Origin of the sequence: Microbacterium jejuense, assembly GCF_019511665.1 — a bacterium.
Taxonomy (GTDB): Bacteria; Actinomycetota; Actinomycetes; order Actinomycetales; family Microbacteriaceae; genus Microbacterium; species Microbacterium jejuense_A.
On sequence record NZ_JAEUAW010000010.1, the window covers coordinates 111,540 to 134,571 of the forward strand.

Sequence of the window (23,032 nt, forward strand, 5' to 3'; positions counted from 1 at the left end):
GAGGGCTCAGAAGCCGAGGCGTCCGAGCTGCTTCGGATCGCGCTGCCACTCCTTCGCGACGCGCACGTGGAGCTTCAGGAACACCCTCGTGCCCAGCAGCGGCTCGATCTGCGCGCGAGCGCGCGTGCCGACGTCCTTCAGCCGCGAGCCCTTGTGGCCGATGATGATCGCCTTCTGGCTGTCGCGCTCGACGACGATGTTCGCGTAGACGTCGGTGAGGTCGCCGTCCTCGCGCTCGGCGATGTCTTCGATCGTCACGGCGATCGAGTGCGGCAGCTCGTCACGCACGCCCTCGAGCGCGGCTTCGCGGATGATCTCGGCGACGCGGTCCTCGGTGGACTCGTCGGTCACGACGTCCTCGGGGTACAGCGCGGGGCCCACGGGCATGAGCGCCAGCAGCTCGTCGCTCAGGACGTCCAGCTGCTCCCGCGTGAACGCCGACAGCGGGATGACCGCCGCCCAGTCCTCGCGCAGACTGTCGACCTCCATGAGGCGCTCGGTGATCTGATCGCGCGAGGCCGCATCCGTCTTCGTGACGATCGCGACCTTCTTGGCGCGGCCGTAGCCGTCCAGCGACTCCGCGATGCGACGGTCGCCCGGTCCGACCTTCTCGGTCGCGGGGACGCAGAATCCGATCACGTCGACGTCGCCCAGCACCTGCTCGACGAGGTCGTTGAGTCGCTGGCCGAGCAGGGTGCGCGGCTTGTGGAGACCCGGCGTGTCGACGATCACGAGCTGACCGCCGGGGCGGTTCAGGATGCCGCGGATCGCGCGCCTCGTGGTCTGGGGCTTGTCGCTCGTGATGGCGACCTTCTCGCCCACGAGCGCGTTCGTGAGGGTCGACTTGCCGACGTTCGGGCGGCCGACGAACGTGACGAAGCCGGAGCGCCCGTCGGCGGAGCCGGCAGGCGCATCGGACGGCGGGGTGCTCGGGTACTCGGTCACGACGTCTCCTCCTTCTTCGGCAGCCGGATCTCGCCGGACCGCGGGTTCACGATGCGGATCTCGCCGGTGCGCGGCGAGCGGCCGGGATCGGGCGCGGAGGCGCCGCGCTCGACGAACACGGTCGAGATCCCCCGGCCACGGCCTCGCGAGGCTCCGCCGGTCATGACGAGACCGGCGTACTCCGCCGTCGCGCCGGGCTGCGGAACCCGGCCGAGCGCCTTGCCGAGCAGGCCGCCGATGGAGTCGACGTCCTCATCCTCGAGGTCAAGCCCGAACAGGTCGCCGACCTCGTCGAGGCCGAGCCGCGCGCTGACGCGATAGTGACCGGGCTCCAGCTCGGTCACCTCCGCGGCGCGGGGGTCGTACTCGTCCGAGATGTCGCCGACCAGCTCCTCGATGAGGTCCTCCAGCGTCACGAGCCCCGACACGCCGCCGTACTCGTCGACGACCAGGCACACGTGCACGGCGTCGCGCTTCATCTGCTGCAGCAGGGTCTCGGCCTTCATCGACTCCGGCACGAACACCGCGGGCCGCGCGATGCGTGCGATGGGGGCGTCCCGCCAGCCGGACTCGTCGCGGAACCCGAACTGCACGAGGTCCTTGAGGTAGAGCACCCCGACGACGTCGTCCGCGTCGTCGTCGACGATCGGCACACGCGACACGCCCTTCTCGAGGAAGATCGTCATCGCCTCACGCGTCGAGGTCGAGGCATCCACCGTCACCATGTCGGTGCGGGGCACCATGACGGCGCGCACGAAGGTGTCGGTGAAGTCGAACACGGAATGGATGAGCTCACGGTCGTCCTGCTCGATGAGCTCGTTCTCGGCGGCCTCGTCGATGATGCTGAGCAGCTGCTCCTCGGAGGCGAAGGACGAGCCGCGCGACCCGCCAGGCGTGATGCGGGTCCCGATCACCACGAGGCCGTGCGCCAGCGGGCCGAGGATGATGCGCACGCCGCGGATCACGGGAGCTGCGCTGCGCAGCAGGCCCTTGGCGTGCAGGCGGCCGACGGTGCGAGGGCTCGCGCCCACGACGACGTAGGACACGCCGGTCATGAGCACCGCGGCGGCGAGCATCGCCCACCAGATGTTCGAGAACAGCAGCGTGAACGCGACCGTGACGAGCACGGCCGCCGTCGTCTCGGCCAGGACGCGGATGAAGAGCACGGCGTTGCTGTGCGCCTCGGGATCGGCGGCGATCCGCTGCAGCGCGTTCGCGTTGCGGCCGCCGGCACCGAGTTCGGACAGGTCGGCGCGCGAGGTCACGCCGAGCGCCGCGTCGATCGCGACCATCAGCGCGCCGAAGGCGAGCAGCAGCGCCGCCGCGACGAGGAGCAGGGCAGCGGTCATGCGCGGGGTCGTCGGCGTTCGGACGCCTGGAACGACGCGATGAGCTCGCGCTGCAGGCCGAACATCTCGCGCTCCTCTTCGGGCTCGGCGTGGTCGAAGCCGAGCAGGTGCAAAAGCCCGTGGGTGGTGAGGAGGATGAGCTCGTCGAGCGTCGAGTGCTTCGCGGCGACGGCCTGCGTCTCGGCGACCTGCGGGCACAGCACGATGTCGCCGAGGAGACCGGCCGGCGTGGGCATGTCTTCGGTGCCGGGGCGCAGCTCGTCCATGGGGAAGCTCAGCACGTCGGTCGGGCCGGGCTCGTCCATCCACTGCACGTGCAGCGCCTCCATGGCGCCCTCGTCCACAAGCAGGATCGCCACGTCGGCGTCGGGGCTGACGTGCAGCTCGGCGAGATTGTGCTCCATGAGACGCAGCAGCACCGCCTCGTCGACGGCGATGCCCGACTCGTTGCCGATCTCGATGGTCATGAGCGTCCTCGCTTCGGAAGGTGGTCACGGGGGCCGCCGGAGCGCGGCATCCCCGCGCGCCGCTCGGCGCGGTTGGCGAACTCGGACGCCTCGTCCCGCTCGCGGCGGGCGGCCAGACGCAGCTCGTCGTACTCGCTGTACGCGTCGACGATGCGCCCGACCAGGTTGTGGCGCACGACGTCGTCGCTCGTGAGGTAGGCGAAGTGGATGTCGTCGATGTCCTTCAGGACGCGCGTGACGAGCCGCAGCCCCGACGCGCCCTGCGGCAGGTCGACCTGGGTGATGTCGCCCGTCACGACCATGCGCGTGCCGAAGCCGAGCCGCGTGAGGAACATCTTCATCTGCTCGGGCGTGGTGTTCTGCGCCTCGTCGAGCACGACGAACGAGTTGTTCAGCGTGCGGCCGCGCATGTACGCCAGCGGTGCGACCTCGATGGTGCCCGTCGCCATGAGCTTGGGCACGATCTCGGGGTCCATCATCTCGTTGAGCGCGTCGTACAGCGGCCGCAGGTACGGGTCGATCTTGTCGGTCAGGGTGCCGGGCAGGAACCCGAGCCGCTCCCCCGCCTCGACGGCCGGACGCGTGAGGATGATGCGGTCGACCTCCTTGCGCTGCAGGGCCTGCACCGCCTTCGCCATCGCGAGGTAGGTCTTTCCTGTGCCGGCAGGTCCGATGCCGAACACGATCGTGTTCTCTTCGATCGCATCGACGTATGCCTTCTGCCCGAGGGTCTTGGGGCGGATCACGCGTCCGCGCGACGACAGGATCGCCTCGCCGAGCACCTCCGAGGGGCGCGGTCCGCCGTCCGAGCGGAGGATGCGATTGGATGCCGCCACGTCGGCCTCGCCGAGCGCGTGCCCGGCCTGGGTCATCGCGAGCAGCTCGTCGACGAGCGAACGCGCCGCCGCGACGGCGTCGGCCTCGCCGGTCAGGGTGATCTCGTTGCCGCGCACGTGGACGTCGACGCCCGGATGCTCCTTCTCGACGACGCGCAGCAGGCGGTCCTGCGGACCGAGCAGCTGCACCATGGCGACGCCGTCGGCGTAGACCCGGTCGGTGACGGGATTGTCAGCAGGGTGTTCAGGCACCGAGGCTCTTCTCATCGAGTCCGCCTGCCAGGACGTGCGCGTGCACGTGGAAGACGGTCTGGCCCGCGTGCGGGCCGGTGTTGAATACGAGGCGGAAGTCGCCGTCGGACAGTTCGGCGGCGACGGTGTTGGCGAGTCCGACGAGCTCTGCCATCAGGTCGGGGTCGGCTGCGGCGAGCTCGACGACGTTGCGGTACTCCTGCGAGCGCGGAAAGACCACGACGTGGACAGGAGCCTGCGGGGCGATGTCTTTGATCGCGACCGCGTTCTCGGTCTCACCGACGAATTCGGCAGGGATCTCTCCGTTCAGAATGCGGGTGAAGATCGAGGGTTCGGTCATGCGGCAAGTCTACCGACGCGGCCCCCGAGCGGGCCCAGGGGCCCACGCAGCCGGTTCACCAGCGTCCGAGGAGCGTGCTCACGACGGCGAGGGCGGCGGGTCCGGCGGTCGAGGTGCGCAGCACCGTGTCGCCCAGACGCACCGGCCGTGCGCCGCCCGTGGTGAGGGCGCCCAGCTCTTCCGGTGCGATCCCGCCCTCCGGTCCGACCACGAGCACGATGTCGCGGCCGTCCGCGGCGTCCAGCGCGAGGTCGCTCAGCGCGTCCTCGGCCGTCGGCTCCAGGACGAGGACGAGGGATGCCGCGGCCCGCTGCACGAGCGCGGCGGTGGTGGTGAGCTCCACGACATCGGGCAGCCACGCGCGGTGAGCCTGCTTGGCCGCCTCGCGGGCGATCGTCGCCCAGCGCGCCCGGCCCTTGGCGGCCTTGGCCGCGTCCCACCGCGACACGCTGCGCGACGCCTGCCAGGGCACGATCTCGTCCACGCCGAGCTCGGTCGCCGCCTGGACCGCCAGCTCGTCGCGGTCCCCCTTGGCCAGCGCCTGCACGAGCACGACGCGAGGGCGGGGGGCGGCGGCATCCATCCGCTGCTCGATGCGGACGACCACCTCGCGGGGCGCGACGGACTCGACCCTGCCCGTCAGCCACGCGCCGCGGCCGTCGCCGAGGGTGACCTCCTCGCCGACGCGCACGCGGCGGACGGTCGCGGCATGGTGCGCCTCGGTGCCCGTCAGCGTCACCGCGTCGCCGGCCGCGGCCGTCGCCGGCTCGTCGAGGAGGAAGTGCAGGGCCACGGATCAGCCGTTCCGGAAGCGGTCGCGCAGCTTCGAGAAGAGCCCCTGGTGGAACTCCGCGAGCTTCGGGGCCGGAGCCTTCGTGCGCTTGGCGAACTCCTCGATGAGGGCGCGCTCCTTGTGGTCGAGCCGCGTCGGCGTGACCACGTGCACGCCGACCTTGAGGTCGCCGCGCTGCGAGCCGCGCAGCGGTGTGATGCCGCGGCCCTTGACCGTCAGGACGTCGCCGGCCTGCACGCCCGGGCGCACCTCGAGGTCGACCGGACCGTCGAGCGACTCGATCGTCGTTGTGGTGCCGAGGATCGCGTCCGGCATCGACACCTCGAGCGTCGCGAGCAGGTCGTCGCCGTCACGGCTGAACACCTCGTGCGGCGTGACGGTGACCTCGATGTACAGGTCGCCGTTGGGACCGCCCGCGGGACCGACCTCGCCCGAGCCGGGCAGCTGCAGCCGCAGGCCCGTCTCGACGCCGGCGGGGATGTCGAGCGACACCGTGCGGCGCGAGCGCACGCGTCCCTGCCCCTGGCACGTGGCGCACGGGTATGGGATGGTCGTGCCGTAGCCCTGGCATACGTTGCAGGGCTGGGTGGTGACGACGTTGCCGAGGAGGCTCCGCACCTGGCGCTGCACGTGACCGGTGCCGTGGCAGATGTCGCAGGTGACAGGGGTGGTGCCGGGTTGGCAGCACGAGCCCTCGCACGTCTCGCACAGCACCGCGGTGTCGACCTCGATGTCGCGGTGCACGCCGAACACGACGTCGCCGAGCTCGAGGGTGACGCGCACGAGGGCGTCCTGGCCGCGCTCGCGGCGCGAACGGGGTCGCCCGCCGCGTGCGCCGCCGGCCGCGCCGAAGAAGGTCTCGAAGATGTCGCCGAACCCGCCGAAGCCGCCGGCTCCGCCGCCGAACGGCGAGTCGCCGCCGCCCATGTCGTAGCGGGCGCGCTGATCGGGGTCGCTCAGGACGTCGTACGCATGGGTCACCAGCTTGAACCGCTCGGATGCCTCCTCACCCGGGTTCACGTCCGGGTGCAGCTGGCGCGCCAGGCGCCGGTAGGCCTTCTTGATCTCGTCGGGGGTGGCGTCGCGTGAGACGCCGAGGACCTCGTAGTGGTCAGCCACTTTCGCCTTCCTGCCGCGGCCGGGCCGCGGGATCGTGTCTGCGCGTGTGTCAGCGGGAGGGATCGTCCTGCTCGAGCATGCGCGTGAGATAGCGCGCGACGGCACGGACCGCCGCGAGGTTCGTCGGGTAGTCCATACGCGTCGGCCCCAGCACGCCGACGCGGGCACGGGAGCCCGTCGCGTCGTAGTCGCTCGTGACGACGGATGCCTCGCCCAGCCCGAAAGGCTCGTTCTCGCGGCCGATGCTGGCAGCGAGGCCCTGTTCGTCGGCGACCATCTCGCCCATGAGGCGCAGCAGCGTCACCTGCTCCTCGATGGCCTCCAGGAGCGGGTAGATGCTGCCGCGGAAGTCGGACTCGCGCCGCGCCAGGTTGGCGCTGCCGGCCATCACCAGCTTGTCCTGGCGGAACTCCTCGAGCTCCTCGGCGACCGCCCGCACGATCTCGTCCGTCGCGCGCACGTGGGCCGGCGCCTGCGCGGACGGCGCCGCGAGGCGGTCGGCGATGCGCTGCAGCCCGTCCCGCACCGGGCGTCCGACGAGCAGCGTTCCCAGCTCCGCCCGGATGCGTGCGAGGTCGGCGTCGTCGAACTCGTCGCCGACGAACGTCAGCCGCTGAGACACGCGGCCGGTATCGGTGACGACGATCACGAGCATGCGGCCCCCGCCGAGCTGCACGAGCTCGACGTGCGTGACGTTCGCGCGGGCGAACGACGGGTACTGCACGATGGCCACCTGGCCGGTGAGCTGCGTGAGCGCTCGAACCGTGCGGACGAGCACGTCGTCCAGGTCGCCCGAGCCATCGAGGAACGACGCGATCGCCGCCCGCTGTCCGGGGCTCAGCGGGCGCAGCTCGGCCAGGTGGTCGACGAAGACCCGATAGCCCTTGTCGGTGGGCACGCGGCCCGAGGACGTGTGCGGGGCGACGATGAGGTCCTCGTCCTCCAGCAGCGCCATGTCGTTGCGGATCGTCGCGGCCGACACGCCGAAGGCGTGGCGCTCGACGATGGTCTTGCTGCCGACCGGCTCGCGCGTGTCGACGTAGTCCTGGACGATCGCGCGCAGCACCTGCAGACCTCGCTCGCTGACCATCCCGCCTCCTCGCCTCGCCGTGGACGCCATGCACTGGCACTCGCATGTCTGGAGTGCCAATTCTATCCGATCGGCATCCGGTCATCGCCGAGCGCGCGGCGCGAGTCGGCGCAGCCTCCGTCAGTCGGTGAGCGCGCGCACGACGGCATCCGCGAGCAGCCGGCCGCGACGGGTCAGCACGATGCGGCCGCGCACGGCGTCAGCGCCCTCGATCAGTCCGTCCGCGATGAGGGCCGCCACCGCATGCCGGCCCTCCCCGAGCAGCTCCGACACGTCGAGCCCCTCGCGGATGCGGGTGCGCAGCAGCACGCCCTCGAGTGTCCGGGCCGCGGCATCCGGGATCTCTCGTCCGGCACCGGGCGACTCTCCCGCCGCCAGCCGCTGGGCGTACGCCGCCGGGTGCTTCACGTTCCAGAAGCGCACGCCTGCCACGTGGCTGTGGGCGCCGGGACCGAAGCCCCACCAGTCGGCGCCGGTCCAGTACGACAGGTTGTGCTGCGAGCGGTGCTCGACGCCGCGCGACCAGTTCGACACCTCGTACCAGTCGTAGCCGGCCGCTGCGAGCAGGTCGTCGGCGAGCTCGTACATGTCGGCCTGCAGGTCGTCGTCCGGCGCCGGCACCTCGCCGCGGCGGATCTGACGTGCGAGCTTCGTGCCGTCCTCGATGATGAGCGCGTAGGCCGAGACGTGGTCGGGCTGCAGCGTCACGGCGGTCTCGAGCGACGCGCGCCAGTCGTCCAACGACTCGCCGGGTGCGCCGTAGATGAGGTCGACGCTCACGTCGAGCCCGGCCTCACGCGCCGCGGCCACCGCCGTGCGCACGTTGGCGGGATCGTGCGTGCGGTCGAGGGCCGCCAGCACGTGCGGGACGGCGGACTGCATGCCGATCGACAGCCGCGTGACCCCCGCAGCAGCGAGCTCGTGCGCGACGGCGGGCGAGACGGTGTCGGGGTTCGCCTCGACCGTCACCTCGGCGCCGTCGGCCAGGCCGAACGCGCCGCGGACGCCGTCCAGCATGCGCGCGAGGTCGCCGGGGGGCAGGAGTGTCGGCGTCCCGCCGCCGAAGAACACGGTCGTCGCCGGGCGCAGCCCGCCCGCCGCGCCGAGCACCGACGTGGCCAGGCCGACCTCGCGCAGGAGCGTGTCGGCGTACTGGTCCTGCCGCGCGCCGCGCAGCTCGGACGACGTGTAGGTGTTGAAGTCGCAGTACCCGCAGCGCACACGGCAGAACGGCACGTGCAGGTACACGCCGAACGGCACGGCGGGATCGACGTGGATGCCGTCGGGCAGGGCTCCGTCCGTCGGCATCGGATCGCCCAGGGGCAGGGCGGAGCCCATCAGCGTCCCGCCTTCACGCGGGCGTCGTGTACAGCGGCGAGATGGCGCGCAGGTACCGGGTGAACAGCTCGCGCCGGCGCCGCTTCGTCAGTCCCGGCAGCACCTTGTACAGGAGGCCGTGGGGAGCATCGAAGGCGCGCACCGTGAACCACACCTCGTCGTTCTCGTACCACTCGAGCATGAACGACTCCTCGCCGCTGACCACGGAGTCGCCCACGGTGCCGAGGGCGAATCCCACGCGGCGGGGCTCCTCGATGGCGAAGATCACGCGCAGCTCCGCGTCGGCCTTGAGGCCCTTGACGCGGCCGTGGACGCGCACGGTCGTGCCCGCGCCGACGTAGGGCGTGCCGTCGGCGTCGAAGCGCTGCTCGGCCTCGGACCGGCTGGGCGCGATGGGGTTGCCTTCGGCGTCGAACCCGACGCCCAGGTACGCGGGCCCGGACGCGGGGCGGACGTCCGTGACCTCCAGTCCGGCACCGCGCTGCGCGGTCCACGACATGAGGGCTTCGGAGGCGGCCCGGAAGCGCGTCTCGCCGCTGCCGATGCGCCACGACTCCTCCGCCGGGATGCTGCGCTCCGGCGGATACTGCATCAGGTCGGGCGCCTGCGTCGCCCCGACGGCGGCGTAGTCGACGGTGTCGTCCCGGAAGGTTCCTCGACGCATGTGAACCAGCCTACTTGGCGCCCTTGCCCTCGACGTCGCCCGACAGCGCGGCGATGAACGCCTCCTGGGGCACCTCGACGCGGCCGACCATCTTCATGCGCTTCTTACCCTCCTTCTGCTTCTCGAGCAGCTTGCGCTTGCGCGTGATGTCACCGCCGTAGCACTTGGCCAGGACGTCCTTGCGCATGGCGCGGATGTTCTCGCGCGCGATGATGCGGGCGCCGATCGCCGCCTGGATCGGCACCTCGAACTGCTGACGAGGGATGAGCTTGCGCAGGCGCTCGGTCATCATCGTGCCGTAGGCATACGCCTTGTCGCGGTGCACGATCGAGCTGAAGGCGTCGACCTTGTCGCCCTGCAGCAGGATGTCGACCTTCACGAGGTCGGACTCCTGGCTGCCTGCGGGCTCGTAGTCGAGGCTCGCGTAGCCCTGCGTGCGCGACTTCAGCTGATCGAAGAAGTCGAAGACGATCTCGCCGAGCGGCATGTTGTACCGCAGCTCGACGCGCTCCTCGCTGAAGTACTCCATGCCGAGGAGGCTGCCGCGGCGCGACTGGCACAGCTCCATGACGGTGCCGACGTAGTCCTTCGGCAGCAGGATCGCCGCCTTCACCATCGGCTCCGAGACCGACGCCACGCGGCCGTCCGGGTACTCGCTGGGGTTCGTGACGGTCACGTGCTCGCCCGTGTCGGTGGTGACCTCGTACACCACCGACGGCGCCGTCGTGATGAGGTCGAGGTCGAACTCGCGCGACAGGCGCTCGGTGATGATCTCGAGGTGCAGCAGTCCCAGGAACCCGCAGCGGAAGCCGAAGCCCAGCGCGACCGACGTCTCGGGCTCGTACTGCAGCGACGCGTCCGAGAGCTTCAGCTTGTCGAGCGCCTCACGCAGGTCGGCGTAGTCGCTGCCGTCGATCGGGTAGATGCCCGAGAAGACCATCGGCTTGGGGTCGGTGTACCCGGCCAGGGCGTCGGTGGCGGGCTTGCGGGCGTTCGTGATGGTGTCGCCGACCTTGGACTGGCGGACGTCCTTCACGCCGGTGATGAGGTAGCCCACCTCGCCCACGCCGAGCCCCTTCGTCGGGATCGGCTCAGGGCTCGACACGCCGATCTCGAGCAGGTCGTGGGTCGCCTTGGTCGACATCATCTGGATGCGCTCGCGCGGCTCCAGCTTGCCGTCGACCATGCGGACGTATGTCACCACGCCGCGGTACGAGTCGTACACCGAGTCGAAGATCATCGCCCGGGCCGGGGCATCCGCGTTCCCCTTCGGCGCGGGGATCTGCTCGACGATGCGGTCGAGCAGATCCTCGACGCCCATGCCGGTCTTGCCCGAGACGCGCAGCACGTCGTCGGGCGAGCCGCCGATGAGATTCGCGAGCTCGGCGGCGAACTTCTCGGGGTCGGCCGCGGGAAGGTCGATCTTGTTCAGCACCGGGATGATGTGCAGGTCGTTCTCGAGCGCGAGATACAGGTTCGCGAGCGTCTGCGCCTCGATGCCCTGCGCGGCGTCCACGAGCAGGATCGCCCCCTCGCACGCGGCGAGCGAGCGACTGACCTCGTAGGTGAAGTCGACGTGGCCGGGCGTGTCGATCATGTTGAGCGCGAAGGTGCCGTCGGCGGTCGCCCACGGCATGCGCACGGCCTGCGACTTGATCGTGATGCCGCGCTCGCGCTCGATGTCCATGCGGTCGAGGTACTGGGCGCGCATGTCGCGCTCGGCGACCACGCCGGTGATCTGCAGCATGCGGTCGGCCAGCGTGGACTTGCCGTGGTCGATGTGGGCGATGATGCAGAAGTTGCGGATCAGCTCAGGAGGGGTCGCAGACGGCTCGAGAGGCTTCAGGGCGCGCGGTGACATGTCCAGACGATTCTACGGGTCAGGATGCCGGGCACCCCGCGAACCGTTCACTAGCCTGGCTGCATGACGGTTCAGGTCGTGCTCGTGCACGGCATCCGGACGTCCGCCACCATGTGGCGCGCGCAGGTGGAGTACCTGCGGGCGCGCGGCAACCCGGTCGTCGCCGTCGATCTTCCCGGTCACGGGGCGCGCATGGCGGAGACGTTCACGCTGGACGCCGCGTTCGCGACGATCGACGAAGCCGTGCGGGATGCCGCCAGCCGCGGCCCCGTCCTGCTCGTGGGCCACTCCATGGGCGGACTGCTGTGCATCGAGTACGTCGGGCAGGAGGACCGTCCGCCGGTCGACGCCTTCATCGCGGCATCCTGCACCGCGATCCCGCGCGGTGTCGGACTGGCGACCTACCGCATGCTGGCGCGCGGGTTCGACTCGCTCCCCGACCGCGGCATGTGGCTCACCGACCGGGTGCTCGACCGCACCCTGCCCGCCGAGACCCGTGCCGACTTCGGCGCCGGCGGATACGCGTTCGACACGCAGGACGTCGCGCTGCGGAGCCTGTCGGTGCTCGACTTGCTCGCGGCGCTGCGCCGCATCGACGTGCCGCTGTGGTTCGTGAACGGCCAGTTCGACCAGCTGCGCGTCAACGAGCGCCTCTTCGTCCAGGTCGCGAAGAATGCCGAGCTCATCGTCGTGCCGCGCACGAGCCATCTCGTGACGGCCATGCGACCGCGGGTCTTCAACGCCGTGCTGGGGCTCGCGCTCACGACGCTCGAACAGACCTGATAGAATCCTTGTTTGGCTTGCGTGTGGGTTCGTCCCTCACGACCGCCGCGAGGCGCCCTCTCTCGCCGAACGGCATCATCAAACCGATTCACCTCCGAACGAAAGAACCGTCGACACGTGGCGAACATCAAGTCGCAGATCAAGCGCAACAAGACCAACGAGAAGGCCCGCGAGCGCAACAAGGCCGTCAAGAGCGAGCTGAAGACCGAGGTGCGCCGCACCCGCGAGGCCATCGCCTCGGGTGACAAGGCTGCCGCCGAGAAGGCGCTGAAGACCGCGTCGAAGAAGCTCGACAAGGCCGTCAGCAAGGGCGTCATCCACCAGAACCAGGCCGCGAACCGCAAGTCGGCGATCGCGAAGCAGGTCGCCGCGCTCTGACGCAGCGTCCGCTCCTCCGAGCTTGAAAAGGCCCGTCCCGCAAGGGGCGGGCCTTTCTCGCGTACAGGGTGGCGAGGATCAGGAGCCGTAGGGCGCGCGGGTGGCGATGACCGTGATCATGCGCTCGAGGGCGAACACCGCGTCGCGCGAGCCGCCCTTGACCTCGGCATCCGCCCGCGCCGTCGCCTGGATGGCCCGCCCGAGGCTCTCTTCGTTCCAGCCGACGAGGTCGCGCCGCGCGCGGTCGATCTGCCAGTCCTTCATGCCCAGGCGCGAGGCCAGCGCAGCCGACGACTCCCGCGTGCCCGCGACGCGCGCCATCGAGCGCAGCTTCATGGCGACGGCGGCCACCAGGGGAACGGGGTCGGCGCCCGAGGCGAGGGCGTGACGCAGCGCGATGAGGGACTCGCCGTAGCGTCCCGCGATCGCCGTGTCGGCGACCGTGAACGCGGACGTCTCGACGCGTCCGCCGTAGTAGCGCTCCACCACCTGCTCGGTGATGTCTCCGGGGACATCCGCGATGAGCTGCTGGCACGCGGCAGCGAGCTCGGTGAGGTCGTCGCTGAAGGCCGACACGAGGGCGCGAAGCGCCGGCGGCGCGATGCGCTTCTTGGCCGCCTGGAACTCGCCGGCGGCGAAGTCGTAGCGGTCGGAGTCGCGCTTGATCGCGGGGCACGCGATCTCGACACCGGACCCCTCACCCGCCCGGATCGCGTCCAGGAGCTTCTTGCCGCGAACGCTCGCCCCCGTGTGCCGGAGCACGACCGTCGCGCCGTCCTGCGGCGTGGCGAGGTACGACACGGCCTCGGCGAGGAACGCGTCCGAGCACTTCTCGACGCCGCTCACCCGCACCAGGCGCGGCTCGCCGAACAGGGACGGCGACGTGACGGCGAGCAGAGTGCCCGCCGCGTAGTCGTCGGCGCGGAGGTCGGTGACCTCCAGGGTCGGATCCTCCGCCCGCAGATACTCCCGCACACCGGCGATCGCGCGCTCGGCGCACACCTCCTCAGGACCCGACACGAGGACGATCGGCGCGGGCTGCGGAGCGCGCCACGACAGCTGAGGGATGGCGCTGCGCGGGGCCTTGGAAGCGGGGCGACGCGCAGAAGATGCCATACTCCCAGCCTACCGAGGCCTCCGACATGGCATCGCGTCAGCCGCCGCGCTCGCGCCACACCGCGGCCCCGGTGCGGCCTGCCCAGACCGCGACGAGTCCGTCCTGGTCCGTCCGGGCAGTGCGCGCCCCGACGTCGTCGAGCACCGCCAGCGTCTCGTCGCGCGGGTGGCCGTAGTCGTTGCCCGCCCCGACCGTGATGAGCGCGACCGCGGGCGCGGCGGCGACATAGAGGGCGGCATCCTGATCCGCGCTGCCGTGGTGGGCGACCTTGACGAGCGCGTAGGGCGGGTCGAGCACGCCGGACGCGAGCAGCGCGCGCTGTGGTGACGCCGAGAGGTCGCCGAGCAGAAGCGTCGCCGGGATCGTGCCGCCACGGACGTCGAGGACCACGCTCGAGTCGTTGCCCACGCCGAAGGCGCGGCTGTCGCGCTTCGGCCACAGGACGCGCCACGTCGCATCGCCGAGCGCGCCCGACATCCCGGCCGACGCCTCCACGGGACGGGCGCCGGCATCGGCGAGCGAGCGCACGACGGCCGCGCCGACGCCGTCGACGGGGCCGTGCAGCACGGTGCCGACGCGACCGACGACCGCCGGCACGCCGCCGCGGTGGTCGAGATCGCCGTGCGTGAGCACCAGCAGATCGATGCGCGTCACGCCGACGCGGTCGAGGCATGCGGTCAGCGCTGCGGGCTCCGGGCCCGTGTCGACGAGCGCGACCGTCCCGGCCGAGCGCAGCAGCACCGCGTCACCCTGACCCACGTCGCAGGCGAGCACGGCCCATTCGCCGGGGATCGTCCACCGCCCGGCCACCGTCGTGAGCGCGGCCGAGCCGAGCGCTCCGCCGACCACCAGGCACACCACGACGACCGATCCGCCGCGCAGCACCCGTCGCCGACGTGGACCGCCGCGCGGCAGCACCAGGATCGCGCCGATCGCCGCCCCGACGGCGGCGAGAGTAGCGGCACCCGGCCAGCCCTCCAGCCACGGCAGGGCATCGGCGGGCAGCGAGGCGACGGTGGCCGCCGATGCGGCGATCCATGAGGCAGGGAGCCACGCCAGGGCTGCGAGCCCGGACTGCAGCCAGGGCACGGGCGCCGCCAGGCAGGCCGCGAGACCGAGGACCGTGGCCGCCGGTGCGGCGGGTTCGGCGAGCAGATTCGCCAGCACGCCGTACACCGGCACCGTCGGCTCGATGAGCACCAGCAGCGGCCCGCACGCGAGCTGAGCGGCGAGCGGGATCGCCAGCGCCAGGGCCAGCGCGCGCGGCATCCCTCGCGAGAGCCCGGTGGCGAGCGGGCGTGCGAACAGCAGCAGAGCGCCGGTGGCCGCCACCGACAGCGCGAAGCCGAGGGATGCCGCGAGCCACGGATCGAGCACCAGGAGGAGCGTCACGGCGAGCGCGAGGATGGCCACGCCGGCTCCCGTGCGACCGAGGAGCACCGCGATCATCGCCACCGCTGCCATGGCCGCCGCGCGCACCACGCTCGGCTCGGGCGTCACGAGGATGACGAAGCCGACGAGCACCGCCAGGCCGATGCCGACGCGCACCCCGCGTGACGCGCCCAGCAGCGCGGCGAGGCCGAAGGCGATGCCGACGACCAGGGCGCAGTTCGCCCCGGACACGGCCGTGAGATGCGAGAGCGACGATGCCTTCATCGCGGCGTCGAGCTCGGGGGAGACGGTCGAGGTGTCTCCGACCGCGAGGCCGGGCACGAGCCCCGCCCCCTCACCGGGCAGTCCGGCCACGGCGGCGACCAGACCGTGACGCAGACCCGCTGTCGCGGCCGCGATGCCGCTGGGAGCCGCTGTCACTTCCACACCGCGCGAGGCCCACACCGTGACGACGGCGCGCTCCCCCGGCCGCCCGGGGGTCACGCTCCCACGCGCGATGACCTCAGCACCCACATCCAGCCTCTCGGGGTGCTCGACGTCATGCGGCGAGACGCGCACGACGACCTCGACGTCGGACGCGCGGCGCGCGGAGCCCGCGGCGATGGCCGACCCGCGGGCGTCGAAGGCGAGCGAGCCGTCGGCGCGGCGCTCCACCTTGCCCACGACGGTCGCCGTCACATCGACCGCCCGGCCGCCCGACAGCGCGGCAGCCTCGACCTGCGTGCGCGCCGGCTGCGCCACGGCCACGTGCGATGCGGCGGCAGCGGCAGCGGCGAGCGCCAGGATCGCGACCAGCGGCGCGGCCGACAGGCGGGACCGCGGCATCCCTCTCGGCCGGCGCATGGCGACGACCACGACGACGGCGGCGACGGCGATCCACAGGACCAGCGCCAGCGCGGCAGACCACGTCGGCAGGAGGATCGCCGCGGCGGCGACCGCCCACGCCGCCGCCGCGACCGGTGCGAGCCGCAGCCTGCGAGCGAGCGTCATGTCACACCGTGACCAGGTCGCGCAGCGACGAGAGCATCTTGTCGCCGATGCCCGGCACCGCGAGCAGATCGTCGACGCTCGTGAAGCGCCCGTTGTCGTCGCGCCACGCGATGATGCGCTCGGCCAGCGCGGGACCGATGCGCGGCAGCTCCTCCAGCTGGGACGCGTCGGCGGTGTTGAGATTGATCCGCCCGTCTGCGGTGGCGGAAGCGCCCGCGGACGCCGGAGCGCTCTCGCCGATGCGGGGAACCGGCAGCTGCTCGCCGTCGGCGAGGACCCTCGCGAGGTTGACCGCTGCCCTGTCGGCGTCGTCGGCGAAGCCGCCGGCGGCCGCGACGGCGTCCACGACGCGGGAGCCCGCCGGCAGCACGTACAGGCCGGGGGCGCGCACGGCTCCCGACACGTGCACGTAGAGATCCGCCGTCTCCGTCACGATGCCGGTCGGGGTCGCATCGATCGAGACCTCCTCGGCAGGCGTCAGGGCGCCGCGCAGGATGCCGATGCCGACGGTCACCGCGAGCGCCGCGACGACGAGCACGACGGCCGCGCCGACGCCGAGCCTCCGGCGCGGTGAGGCGGCATCCGTCACGACCTCGGGGTTGGCGGGCTCACCGGACGTCACGCCGCCACGCTAGGCGCCGCCGCGCGCTGCCGGACGGCGCGTGCCCGGGTCTGTGGACACGGGTGCGGCTGCGCCCCCTGTGGAGGACGCACGGCGTTCGCGCCGGCGCGAACGAGCGATGCCGTACCCGCGGGTGCAGGCACGGCATCGCTCATCGCATGGCAGCGGTCACTTCGTGGAGAAGCTCACGACCTTCGGCGGGCGCACGACGGCGCGCACGATCTCGCGGTCGCCGAGCGCGCGGACGACCTTCTCGTCGGCGCGAGCGAGCCGCTCGAGCTCGGCGGCGTCGATGCGGGCCGACACCTGCAGCGTGCCGCGCACCTTGCCGTCGATCTGCACGACCGCCGTCACGCGCTCCTCGACGAGGAGTGTCGGGTCGGCGGTGCGCCAGGGCACCAGGCCGACGAAGCCCTCGTAGCCGAGGATCTCCCACATCTCCTCCGCCGTGTGCGGGGCGAACAGATCGAGGACCATCGCCGTGACCTCGGCCGCCTCGCGCACCGCCGGGTCGGCGGGGCCGGCGCCCGAGTCGATCACCTTGCGCGTCGCGTTGACGAGCTCCATCAGGCGCGCGACGACGACGTTGAACTTCGTCTGCTCGACCAGTCCCGGCGCATCGGCCAGCAGGCGGTGCGTCACGCGGCGCAGCGACTCGTCGCCGTCGGCCCACACCACGTCGGGTGTGCTCGTCACGTCGTTCGCCACGCGCCAGGCGCGTGCCAGGAACTTCTGGGCGCCCGTCGTCGACACGTCCTCCCAGTTGATGTCGTCCTCGACCGGGCCGGCGAAGACCATGGCGACGCGCGACGCGTCGGCGCCGGGGTCGACCATGCTCGAGGCGAACTCGACGAGGTTGCCCTTGGACTTCGACATCTTCGAACCGCCCAGCAGCACCATGCCCTGGTTGATGAGGCTCGTGAACGGCTCGGTGAAGTCGATCAGGCCCATGTCGAACAGCACCTTCGTGATGAAGCGCGCGTACAGCAGGTGCAGGATCGCGTGCTCGACGCCGCCGATGTACGAATCGACGGGCGCCCAGCGGGCGGCCTCGGCCGAGGGGAACGCCTCGGTGTGGTCGTTCGGCGCGAGGAAGCGCAGGAAGTACCACGAGCTGTCGACGAACGTGTCCATCGTGTCGGGGTCGCGCAGCGCCGGCTCGCCGGTCTCGGGATCCGTCGTCTGCATCCACTCGGTCGCAGCGCCGAGCGGCGACGTGCCCTTGGGCTTCAGGTCCAGGCCGCGTGCATCGGGCAGCTCGAGCGGCAGCTGGTCGTCGGGCACGGGGACGATGCGTCCGTCCTGCGTGTGGATCATGGGGATCGGCGTGCCCCAGAAGCGCTGGCGCGAGATCAGCCAGTCGCGCAGGCGGTACGACTTCGCCGCCCGTCCCGTGCCGGCCGCCTCGAGCTGCTCGATGATGCGCGCGATCGCGTTGCGCTTCGAGAGCCCGTCGAGGGGACCCGAGTTGATCAGCCGGCCCTCGCCCGTCAGCGCGACACCGGTCTTGGCGGGATCGAGGTCGGCGAGCGACTCGAGCGGACCCGGATCCAGCGGCACGCCCTCGTCGTCGAGCTCGATCACGGGGATGGCGCCGGTGATGGATGCCGTCGTGTCGACGACCACCTTCACCGGCAGGTCGAAGGCGCGGGCGAAGTCCAGATCGCGCTGGTCGTGCGCCGGCACGGCCATGACCGCGCCGTGGCCGTAGTCGGCCAGCACGTAGTCGGCGGCCCAGATCGGCAGGCGGTCGCCGTTCACGGGGTTGATCGCGAACCGGTCGAGGAACACGCCGGTCTTCGGGCGGTCCGTCGACTGCCGCTCGATGTCGGTCTCGCGCTGCACCCGCTCCAGGTAGTCCTGGAAGCGCATGCGCACCTCGGCGCTCGAGCCCGCCACGAGTTCGGCGGCCAGGTCGCTGTCGGGCGCCACGACCATGAACGTCGCGCCGTACAGCGTGTCGGGGCGCGTCGAGAAGACGGTGACCTTCTCGGCGCGGCCTTCGATCTCGAAGTCGATGTCGGCGCCCACCGAACGGCCGATCCAGTTGCGCTGCATCCGCAGCACCTTCTGCGGCCAGAAGCCCTCGAGCTGGTTCAGGTCGTCCAGCAGGCGGTCGGCGTAGTCGGTGATCTTGAAGTACCACTGCGTCAGGTTCTTCTTGACCACCTCGGCGCCGCAGCGCTCGCAGTGGCCGTCCACGACCTGCTCGTTGGCGAGCACGGTCTGGTCGTTGGGGCACCAGTTCACCGGGCTGGCCTTGCGGTACGCCAGGCCGCGCTCGTACAGGCGCTGGAACAGCCACTGGTTCCAGCGGTAGTACTCGGGGTCGCTCGTGTGCAGGATGCGCGACCAGTCGTACGACGAGCCGTACTCGCGGAAGCTCTTCTTGTGCTGCTCGATGTTCGCGTAGGTCCACTCGCGCGGGTCCGAACCCGCGCCGCCCTTGATCGCAGCGTTCTCGGCTGGCAGCCCGAACGAGTCCCAGCCGATCGGGTTGAGCACGTTGTAGCCGCGGTGGCGCCAGAAGCGCGCCACGACGTCGACGTAGGCGTAGTTCTCGGCGTGCCCCATGTGCAGGTCGCCCGACGGGTACGGGAACATGCCGAGCACGTACTTGCGGGGCCGCGTGTCTTCGGGGCCGCCGGCACGGAAGGGGTCGGCCTCGGCCCAGCGCGCCTGCCACTTCTGCTGGATCGCGTACGCGTCGTAGCCCTCGGCGGGCGCAGTGGTGTCGGAAGACATGGTCTGACTCACGTGGGAAGTACCAATCCTGGGATGCCGGAATGCGGGCGCGACGCAGAACGCGCCGCCCAGCGCACCTTCCAGGTTAGCGGACCGGCCGCCTCACCAGCCCGGCGGAAGGCTCGCGCCCAGGGCCGCGAGAGGTCCGCGCGCCTTGAGCCCCACCTCGGCCACCTCGGCTGCCGCATCCGAGCGCCAGGTGATGCCTCCGCCTGCGCCCACGTATGCGCCGTCCGGGTGCACCACCACGGAGCGGATCACCATGGCGAGGTCCAGTGCCCCGTCCTCGCCCACCCAGCCGAAGCATCCGGCGAAGACCCCGCGCGGCGCGCGTTCGAGGCGCTCGAGGATCGTCATGGCCGACAGCTTCGGCGCCCCCGTCATCGACCCCGCGGGGAACGTCGCGTCCAGCAGTACGCCCACCGTCGTCTCCGACGTGAGCACGCCCGACACGGTGCTCACGAGCTGGTGGACCGCCGGGTACGACTCCACCTCCAGCAGGGCGTCGACCCCGACCGTCCCGGCCTCGCACACGCGCGACAGGTCGTTGCGCATGAGGTCCACGATCATGACGTTCTCGGCGCGCTCCTTCTCGTTCGCGCGCAGCTCGGCGGCCAGCTCGGCGTCGGCGTCGGCATCCGCACCGCGCGGCCGCGTGCCCTTGATGGGGCGCGTGCGCACGCGGGGACCGGTGACGCCGGGCACGACCTCCAGGAACTGCTCGGGGCTCGCGCTCAGCAGCGCGACGCGACCCGAGCGCACGAATCCGCCGTGGTGAGCCGGCGTCGCGGCCCTCAGCCGCAGATACGTCGCGAGCGGGTCGACGGCACCGGACACCTCGAAGCGGGTGGTGAGGCAGAGCTGGTACGCGTCGCCCTCGCGGATCGCATCGCGGCACTCCTCGATGAGCGCGGCGTACTCGTCCGGGGTGTGCCGGGCGTGGGCGACACCGCGCGAGGGGACGCCCGCCGTTCGGGGAGCAGGATCGGATGCCGCCGTCAGGGCGATCGCCGTGGCGAGCCGCGTCGCGTCGTCCGGCGCGGCTCGCACGGTCATCCGCCGGGCCGCGTGGTCGAAGGCGACGATGCGCTCGGCCCGGAGCCACAGCGAGGCAGCGTCGGCGTCGCGTCGCGCCGGCGCCCCCGCGCGCTCGGCGGCCTCGTCGTACCCCCACCATCCGACCCATCCGCCGCGGAACCCGGTGCCGCTCGTCGGGTCGATCGTGGTCGCACGGACTCGCCGGGAATCGTCGGGGACGCCCGTGCCCATGAAGCTCAGTCCTGCGGCCGCGTCCGGCCCGGCATCCAGCCAGAACGCGTGCGGTGAGTCGGCGAACAGCGTCACGAACGCGTCTGCCGGGTCGACCCATCCCGGCACATCGACCGCGACGAAGACCTCCGACATGTTCCCAGGTTAGAGGGGCGGCAGGCGCTCTAGGCTCGTGCCGTGAACGAGTTCCTCACGTGGCTGCTCGACGCCGTCCAGAGCGTCGACCCCCTCGTCAGGACGCTCCTCGCGGGCGTGGCGATCATGCTGGAGACGAGCGTGCTCATCGGGCTCGTCATGCCCGGCGACACGGTCGTGATCGTGGCCGCGACCGCCGTCTCGTCGCCGCTGGAGGGGATCCTGCTGGGCGTGGCGGTCGTCGCCGGTGCGATCGCCGGCGAGAGCATCGGCTTCTGGCTGGGTCGCGTGCTGGGTCCGCGCATCCGCCATTCGCGGCTCGGGCGCTGGATCGGCGAGGATCACTGGGCGCGCTCCGAGCGGTACCTGCAGAGGCGCGGCGGTCCCGCGATCTTCCTGTCGCGCTTCCTGCCCGTCCTGCATTCGCTCGTTCCGCTGACCGTCGGCATGAGCGGGTACTCGTACCGCCGGTTCCTGGCGTGGACGCTCCCGGCGTGCGTCATCTGGTCGACGCTGTACATCTCGGTCGCCGCCGCCGCGGCCGGCACCTACCGCGAGCTCGCCGACCAGCTGCACTACGCCGGCTACATCTTCGTCGCGGTCATCGCGGTGTTCCTGGTGCTGGTGTTCGTGGCCAAGAAGGTCATCGAGCGGAGCGAGCGCAAGCACCTCGAGCACGACCCCGTCACGGACGGCTCGGCCGGAGCGCCGACGCCGGACGTGAAAGACTGAGGGGGATGTCCGACACCGACACGTCCACCCCGCGCGCCAAAGTCCTGTGGCTCGCGCGTCTGGAGTACCGGTTTCACGCGTGGCGCGAGCGTCGTGCGCGGCGGCGTGGCCAGACGCCCACCGTCACCCCGTTCCCGGGCTATGGTGCGCCCGACTGGGTGCGTGTGCTCGGCCGCGTCATGATCGTTCCCCCCGTGAAGCCCGTCGGCGAGGGCGAGTACGCGGCGGTGCGCGGCTGGCGCAGCTTCGTGGCCGTGCCGATCGGCTACGCCCAGGTCACCGTCACCATCGCGGGCGTCGCCCACGAGGTCGTGGCCGACCGCGGCGGTGTGATCGACACCCGCATCCCGGCGCAGCTCGAGTCGGGCTGGCAGACGTTCACGATGTCGGTCGAAGGCGGCGAGCCCGTCGAGACGCGGGCGTTCATCGTGTCGCCCGACGTGCGGTTCGGGGTCGTCTCGGACGTCGACGACACCGTCATGGTGACGGCGCTCCCCCGCCCCCTGCTGGCGGCCTGGAACTCGTTCGTGGTCGACGAGCACGCGCGCCAGCCGGTGCCGGGCATGGCGGTCCTGATGGAGCGCGTGGTGCGTGAGAACCCGGGTGCCCCGCTCGTGTACCTGTCGACGGGGGCGTGGAACATCGCCCCGACGCTCATGCGCTTCCTGAGCCGGCACGTCTTCCCGCCGGGCGCGATGCTGCTCACCGACTGGGGGCCCACGCACGACCGGTGGTTCCGCAGCGGTCAGGCCCACAAGCTGTCGAACCTGCGTCGGCTCGCGGAGGAGTTCCCCCACGTGCGGTGGCTGCTGATCGGCGACGACGGGCAGCACGACGACGCGATCTACACGACGTTCACGGACGAGCACCCCAAGCAGGTCGTGGCTGTCGCGATCCGGCGTCTGTCGCCTGCCGAAGCGGTGCTGGCGGGCGGCCGCACCGCGGTCAACGACCACGCCGCCGCCGCCGTGCCGTGGGTGAGCGACGAAGACGGCGCCGGGCTGCTCGAGCGCCTGGAGGACGTCGGCGTCGTCGGCGCCGCACCGGCCTGACCCCCGGCCGCCCGGACGTCGGAGGCCGCGCGTAGGCTGACTGGCATGTGCGGACGCTTCGTGGTGGCCAGTGCCGGATCCGATCTCGTCGGCGTGCTGCGCGTCGACGTCGAGGGCGACGACCTGCCCGAGCCCTCATACAATGTGGCGCCGACCGATCGCGCGGCGATCGTGCTCGACTCGGCGAAGACAGAGCCGCCCACGCGCCGCCTCGAGTCGGCGCGGTGGGGCCTCGTCCCCTCGTGGGCGAAGGATGCCAAGATCGGAGCCCGCGCCTTCAACGCGCGTGCGGAAGAGCTCGAAGACAAGCCGATGTTCCGCAGCGCGCTCGAGAAGCGCCGCGCCGTGGTGCCCACGTCCGGCTATTACGAGTGGAAGACCGTCGACGGCGTCAAGACCCCGCACTACATCCATCCCGCCGACGGCGAACCGCTGTTCCTCGCGGGCCTGTACGAGTGGTGGCGCGACAAGACGAAGGGCGACGACGACCCCGAGCGGTGGCTGCTGAGCTTCACGATCCTCACGCGCGATGCGATCGGGCACCTCGGGTCCATCCACGATCGCATGCCGCTGTTCCTGGATCCCGACCACGCGGACGCCTGGCTGGATCCCACCACCGACAATGTGCGGGACGTGCTCGACGCGGCGATCGACGCCGCGCCGTCGCTGGCCGACACGCTGGACGACTACGCCGTCTCGAAGGCGGTCGGGAACGTGCGCAACAACTCGCCGGAGCTCATCGAGCCCGCGGAGGACTGAGCCG

At 71.5% G+C, this 23,032-nt stretch carries 21 protein-coding genes; 5 read left to right on the top strand and 16 right to left on the bottom strand.

What is annotated here, in order from left to right:
• Nucleotides 1–6: 6 nt before the first annotated feature.
• The 11 genes from era to lepA all read right to left on the bottom strand — a co-directional run bounded on the left by era (nucleotide 7) and on the right by lepA (nucleotide 11,054).
• Entirely contained in the window at nucleotides 7–945 is a 939-nt protein-coding gene (gene era / locus JNB62_RS13625; RefSeq protein ID WP_220301447.1) for a GTPase Era, read from the bottom strand.
• Nucleotides 942–2,294: a hemolysin family protein gene (locus JNB62_RS13630; protein WP_220301448.1), complete on the bottom strand. Its 1,353-nt coding sequence runs from the start codon at nucleotides 2,292–2,294 to the stop codon at nucleotides 942–944. The genes era and JNB62_RS13630 overlap by 4 nt, the downstream gene beginning before the upstream one ends.
• Nucleotides 2,291–2,761, bottom strand: coding sequence for an rRNA maturation RNase YbeY (gene ybeY / locus JNB62_RS13635; RefSeq protein ID WP_141894442.1), 471 nt, complete (start codon nucleotides 2,759–2,761; stop codon nucleotides 2,291–2,293). The genes JNB62_RS13630 and ybeY overlap by 4 nt, the downstream gene beginning before the upstream one ends.
• Nucleotides 2,758–3,864 carry a PhoH family protein gene (locus tag JNB62_RS13640; protein ID WP_220301449.1) on the bottom strand — a complete coding sequence of 369 codons (1,107 nt, stop codon included), beginning with the start codon at nucleotides 3,862–3,864 and terminating at the stop codon, nucleotides 2,758–2,760. Before JNB62_RS13640 ends, ybeY begins: the two co-directional genes overlap by 4 nt.
• Nucleotides 3,842–4,189 (bottom strand): HIT domain-containing protein, encoded by a 348-nt coding sequence (locus JNB62_RS13645; protein WP_220301450.1) that lies wholly within the window; start codon nucleotides 4,187–4,189, stop codon nucleotides 3,842–3,844. Before JNB62_RS13645 ends, JNB62_RS13640 begins: the two co-directional genes overlap by 23 nt.
• A 55-nt stretch (nucleotides 4,190–4,244) precedes the next feature.
• Entirely contained in the window at nucleotides 4,245–4,982 is a 738-nt protein-coding gene (locus tag JNB62_RS13650; protein ID WP_220301451.1) for a 16S rRNA (uracil(1498)-N(3))-methyltransferase, read from the bottom strand.
• A gap of 3 nt (nucleotides 4,983–4,985) precedes the next feature.
• On the bottom strand, nucleotides 4,986–6,101 hold the full coding sequence (gene dnaJ, locus JNB62_RS13655) for a molecular chaperone DnaJ (protein WP_220301452.1): 1,116 nt from the start codon (nucleotides 6,099–6,101) through the stop codon (nucleotides 4,986–4,988).
• Between the two features lie 49 nt (nucleotides 6,102–6,150).
• Nucleotides 6,151–7,191, bottom strand: a complete 1,041-nt coding sequence (hrcA, locus tag JNB62_RS13660; protein ID WP_220301453.1) for a heat-inducible transcriptional repressor HrcA — start codon at nucleotides 7,189–7,191, stop codon at nucleotides 6,151–6,153.
• Nucleotides 7,192–7,311: 120 nt separating this feature from the next.
• Nucleotides 7,312–8,529 (bottom strand): radical SAM family heme chaperone HemW, encoded by a 1,218-nt coding sequence (gene hemW, locus JNB62_RS13665; protein ID WP_220301454.1) that lies wholly within the window; start codon nucleotides 8,527–8,529, stop codon nucleotides 7,312–7,314.
• 13 nt (nucleotides 8,530–8,542) lie between these two features.
• Nucleotides 8,543–9,193: a DUF1990 family protein gene (locus tag JNB62_RS13670; protein ID WP_220301455.1), complete on the bottom strand. Its 651-nt coding sequence runs from the start codon at nucleotides 9,191–9,193 to the stop codon at nucleotides 8,543–8,545.
• A 10-nt stretch (nucleotides 9,194–9,203) separates the two neighbouring features.
• Nucleotides 9,204–11,054 carry a translation elongation factor 4 gene (lepA, locus tag JNB62_RS13675; RefSeq protein WP_220301456.1) on the bottom strand — a complete coding sequence of 617 codons (1,851 nt, stop codon included), beginning with the start codon at nucleotides 11,052–11,054 and terminating at the stop codon, nucleotides 9,204–9,206.
• 63 nt (nucleotides 11,055–11,117) lie between these two features.
• Between lepA and JNB62_RS13680 the strand changes: the two genes are divergently transcribed.
• Nucleotides 11,118–11,837: an alpha/beta fold hydrolase gene (locus tag JNB62_RS13680; RefSeq protein ID WP_220301457.1), complete on the top strand. Its 720-nt coding sequence runs from the start codon at nucleotides 11,118–11,120 to the stop codon at nucleotides 11,835–11,837.
• A 117-nt stretch (nucleotides 11,838–11,954) separates the two neighbouring features.
• Nucleotides 11,955–12,215 (top strand): 30S ribosomal protein S20, encoded by a 261-nt coding sequence (gene rpsT / locus JNB62_RS13685; RefSeq protein ID WP_018170963.1) that lies wholly within the window; start codon nucleotides 11,955–11,957, stop codon nucleotides 12,213–12,215.
• A gap of 78 nt (nucleotides 12,216–12,293) precedes the next feature.
• Here rpsT and holA read toward each other — a convergent pair whose 3' ends face one another.
• The 5 genes from holA to JNB62_RS13710 all read right to left on the bottom strand — a co-directional run bounded on the left by holA (nucleotide 12,294) and on the right by JNB62_RS13710 (nucleotide 20,485).
• Nucleotides 12,294–13,331, bottom strand: coding sequence for a DNA polymerase III subunit delta (holA, locus tag JNB62_RS13690; RefSeq protein ID WP_220301458.1), 1,038 nt, complete (start codon nucleotides 13,329–13,331; stop codon nucleotides 12,294–12,296).
• Nucleotides 13,332–13,368: 37 nt separating this feature from the next.
• Nucleotides 13,369–15,714, bottom strand: a complete 2,346-nt coding sequence (locus JNB62_RS13695) for a ComEC/Rec2 family competence protein (protein ID WP_220301459.1) — start codon at nucleotides 15,712–15,714, stop codon at nucleotides 13,369–13,371.
• A 1-nt stretch (nucleotide 15,715) separates the two neighbouring features.
• Nucleotides 15,716–16,336: a ComEA family DNA-binding protein gene (locus JNB62_RS13700; protein ID WP_308291808.1), complete on the bottom strand. Its 621-nt coding sequence runs from the start codon at nucleotides 16,334–16,336 to the stop codon at nucleotides 15,716–15,718.
• A 168-nt stretch (nucleotides 16,337–16,504) separates the two neighbouring features.
• Nucleotides 16,505–19,081, bottom strand: a complete 2,577-nt coding sequence (leuS, locus tag JNB62_RS13705; RefSeq protein ID WP_220301460.1) for a leucine--tRNA ligase — start codon at nucleotides 19,079–19,081, stop codon at nucleotides 16,505–16,507.
• Nucleotides 19,082–19,183: 102 nt separating this feature from the next.
• On the bottom strand, nucleotides 19,184–20,485 hold the full coding sequence (locus JNB62_RS13710) for an anthranilate synthase component I family protein (RefSeq protein WP_220301461.1): 1,302 nt from the start codon (nucleotides 20,483–20,485) through the stop codon (nucleotides 19,184–19,186).
• 42 nt (nucleotides 20,486–20,527) lie between these two features.
• Between JNB62_RS13710 and JNB62_RS13715 the strand changes: the two genes are divergently transcribed.
• From JNB62_RS13715 to JNB62_RS13725, 3 genes are read left to right on the top strand one after another with little or no spacing between them, the layout of a single operon-like run.
• Nucleotides 20,528–21,217 (top strand): DedA family protein, encoded by a 690-nt coding sequence (locus JNB62_RS13715; protein WP_220301462.1) that lies wholly within the window; start codon nucleotides 20,528–20,530, stop codon nucleotides 21,215–21,217.
• Nucleotides 21,218–21,222: 5 nt separating this feature from the next.
• Nucleotides 21,223–22,269, top strand: coding sequence for an App1 family protein (locus JNB62_RS13720; RefSeq protein ID WP_220301463.1), 1,047 nt, complete (start codon nucleotides 21,223–21,225; stop codon nucleotides 22,267–22,269).
• Nucleotides 22,270–22,314: 45 nt separating this feature from the next.
• Nucleotides 22,315–23,028, top strand: coding sequence for an SOS response-associated peptidase (locus tag JNB62_RS13725; protein WP_220301464.1), 714 nt, complete (start codon nucleotides 22,315–22,317; stop codon nucleotides 23,026–23,028).
• Nucleotides 23,029–23,032: the final 4 nt, after the last annotated feature.

Coding starts and splice junctions, on each gene's coding strand:
- JNB62_RS13630 (WP_220301448.1), bottom strand. CDS start 2,294: ATGACCGCTGCCCTGCTCCTCGTCGCGGCGGCGCTGCTGCTCGCCTTC.
- ybeY (WP_141894442.1), bottom strand. CDS start 2,761: ATGACCATCGAGATCGGCAACGAGTCGGGCATCGCCGTCGACGAGGCG.
- JNB62_RS13640 (WP_220301449.1), bottom strand. CDS start 3,864: ATGAGAAGAGCCTCGGTGCCTGAACACCCTGCTGACAATCCCGTCACC.
- JNB62_RS13645 (WP_220301450.1), bottom strand. CDS start 4,189: ATGACCGAACCCTCGATCTTCACCCGCATTCTGAACGGAGAGATCCCT.
- hrcA (WP_220301453.1), bottom strand. CDS start 7,191: ATGGTCAGCGAGCGAGGTCTGCAGGTGCTGCGCGCGATCGTCCAGGAC.
- hemW (WP_220301454.1), bottom strand. CDS start 8,529: ATGGGCTCCGCCCTGCCCCTGGGCGATCCGATGCCGACGGACGGAGCC.
- JNB62_RS13670 (WP_220301455.1), bottom strand. CDS start 9,193: ATGCGTCGAGGAACCTTCCGGGACGACACCGTCGACTACGCCGCCGTC.
- lepA (WP_220301456.1), bottom strand. CDS start 11,054: ATGTCACCGCGCGCCCTGAAGCCTCTCGAGCCGTCTGCGACCCCTCCT.
- JNB62_RS13680 (WP_220301457.1), top strand. CDS start 11,118: ATGACGGTTCAGGTCGTGCTCGTGCACGGCATCCGGACGTCCGCCACC.
- holA (WP_220301458.1), bottom strand. CDS start 13,331: ATGGCATCTTCTGCGCGTCGCCCCGCTTCCAAGGCCCCGCGCAGCGCC.
- JNB62_RS13695 (WP_220301459.1), bottom strand. CDS start 15,714: ATGACGCTCGCTCGCAGGCTGCGGCTCGCACCGGTCGCGGCGGCGGCG.
- leuS (WP_220301460.1), bottom strand. CDS start 19,081: ATGTCTTCCGACACCACTGCGCCCGCCGAGGGCTACGACGCGTACGCG.
- JNB62_RS13710 (WP_220301461.1), bottom strand. CDS start 20,485: ATGTCGGAGGTCTTCGTCGCGGTCGATGTGCCGGGATGGGTCGACCCG.
- JNB62_RS13720 (WP_220301463.1), top strand. CDS start 21,223: ATGTCCGACACCGACACGTCCACCCCGCGCGCCAAAGTCCTGTGGCTC.
- JNB62_RS13725 (WP_220301464.1), top strand. CDS start 22,315: ATGTGCGGACGCTTCGTGGTGGCCAGTGCCGGATCCGATCTCGTCGGC.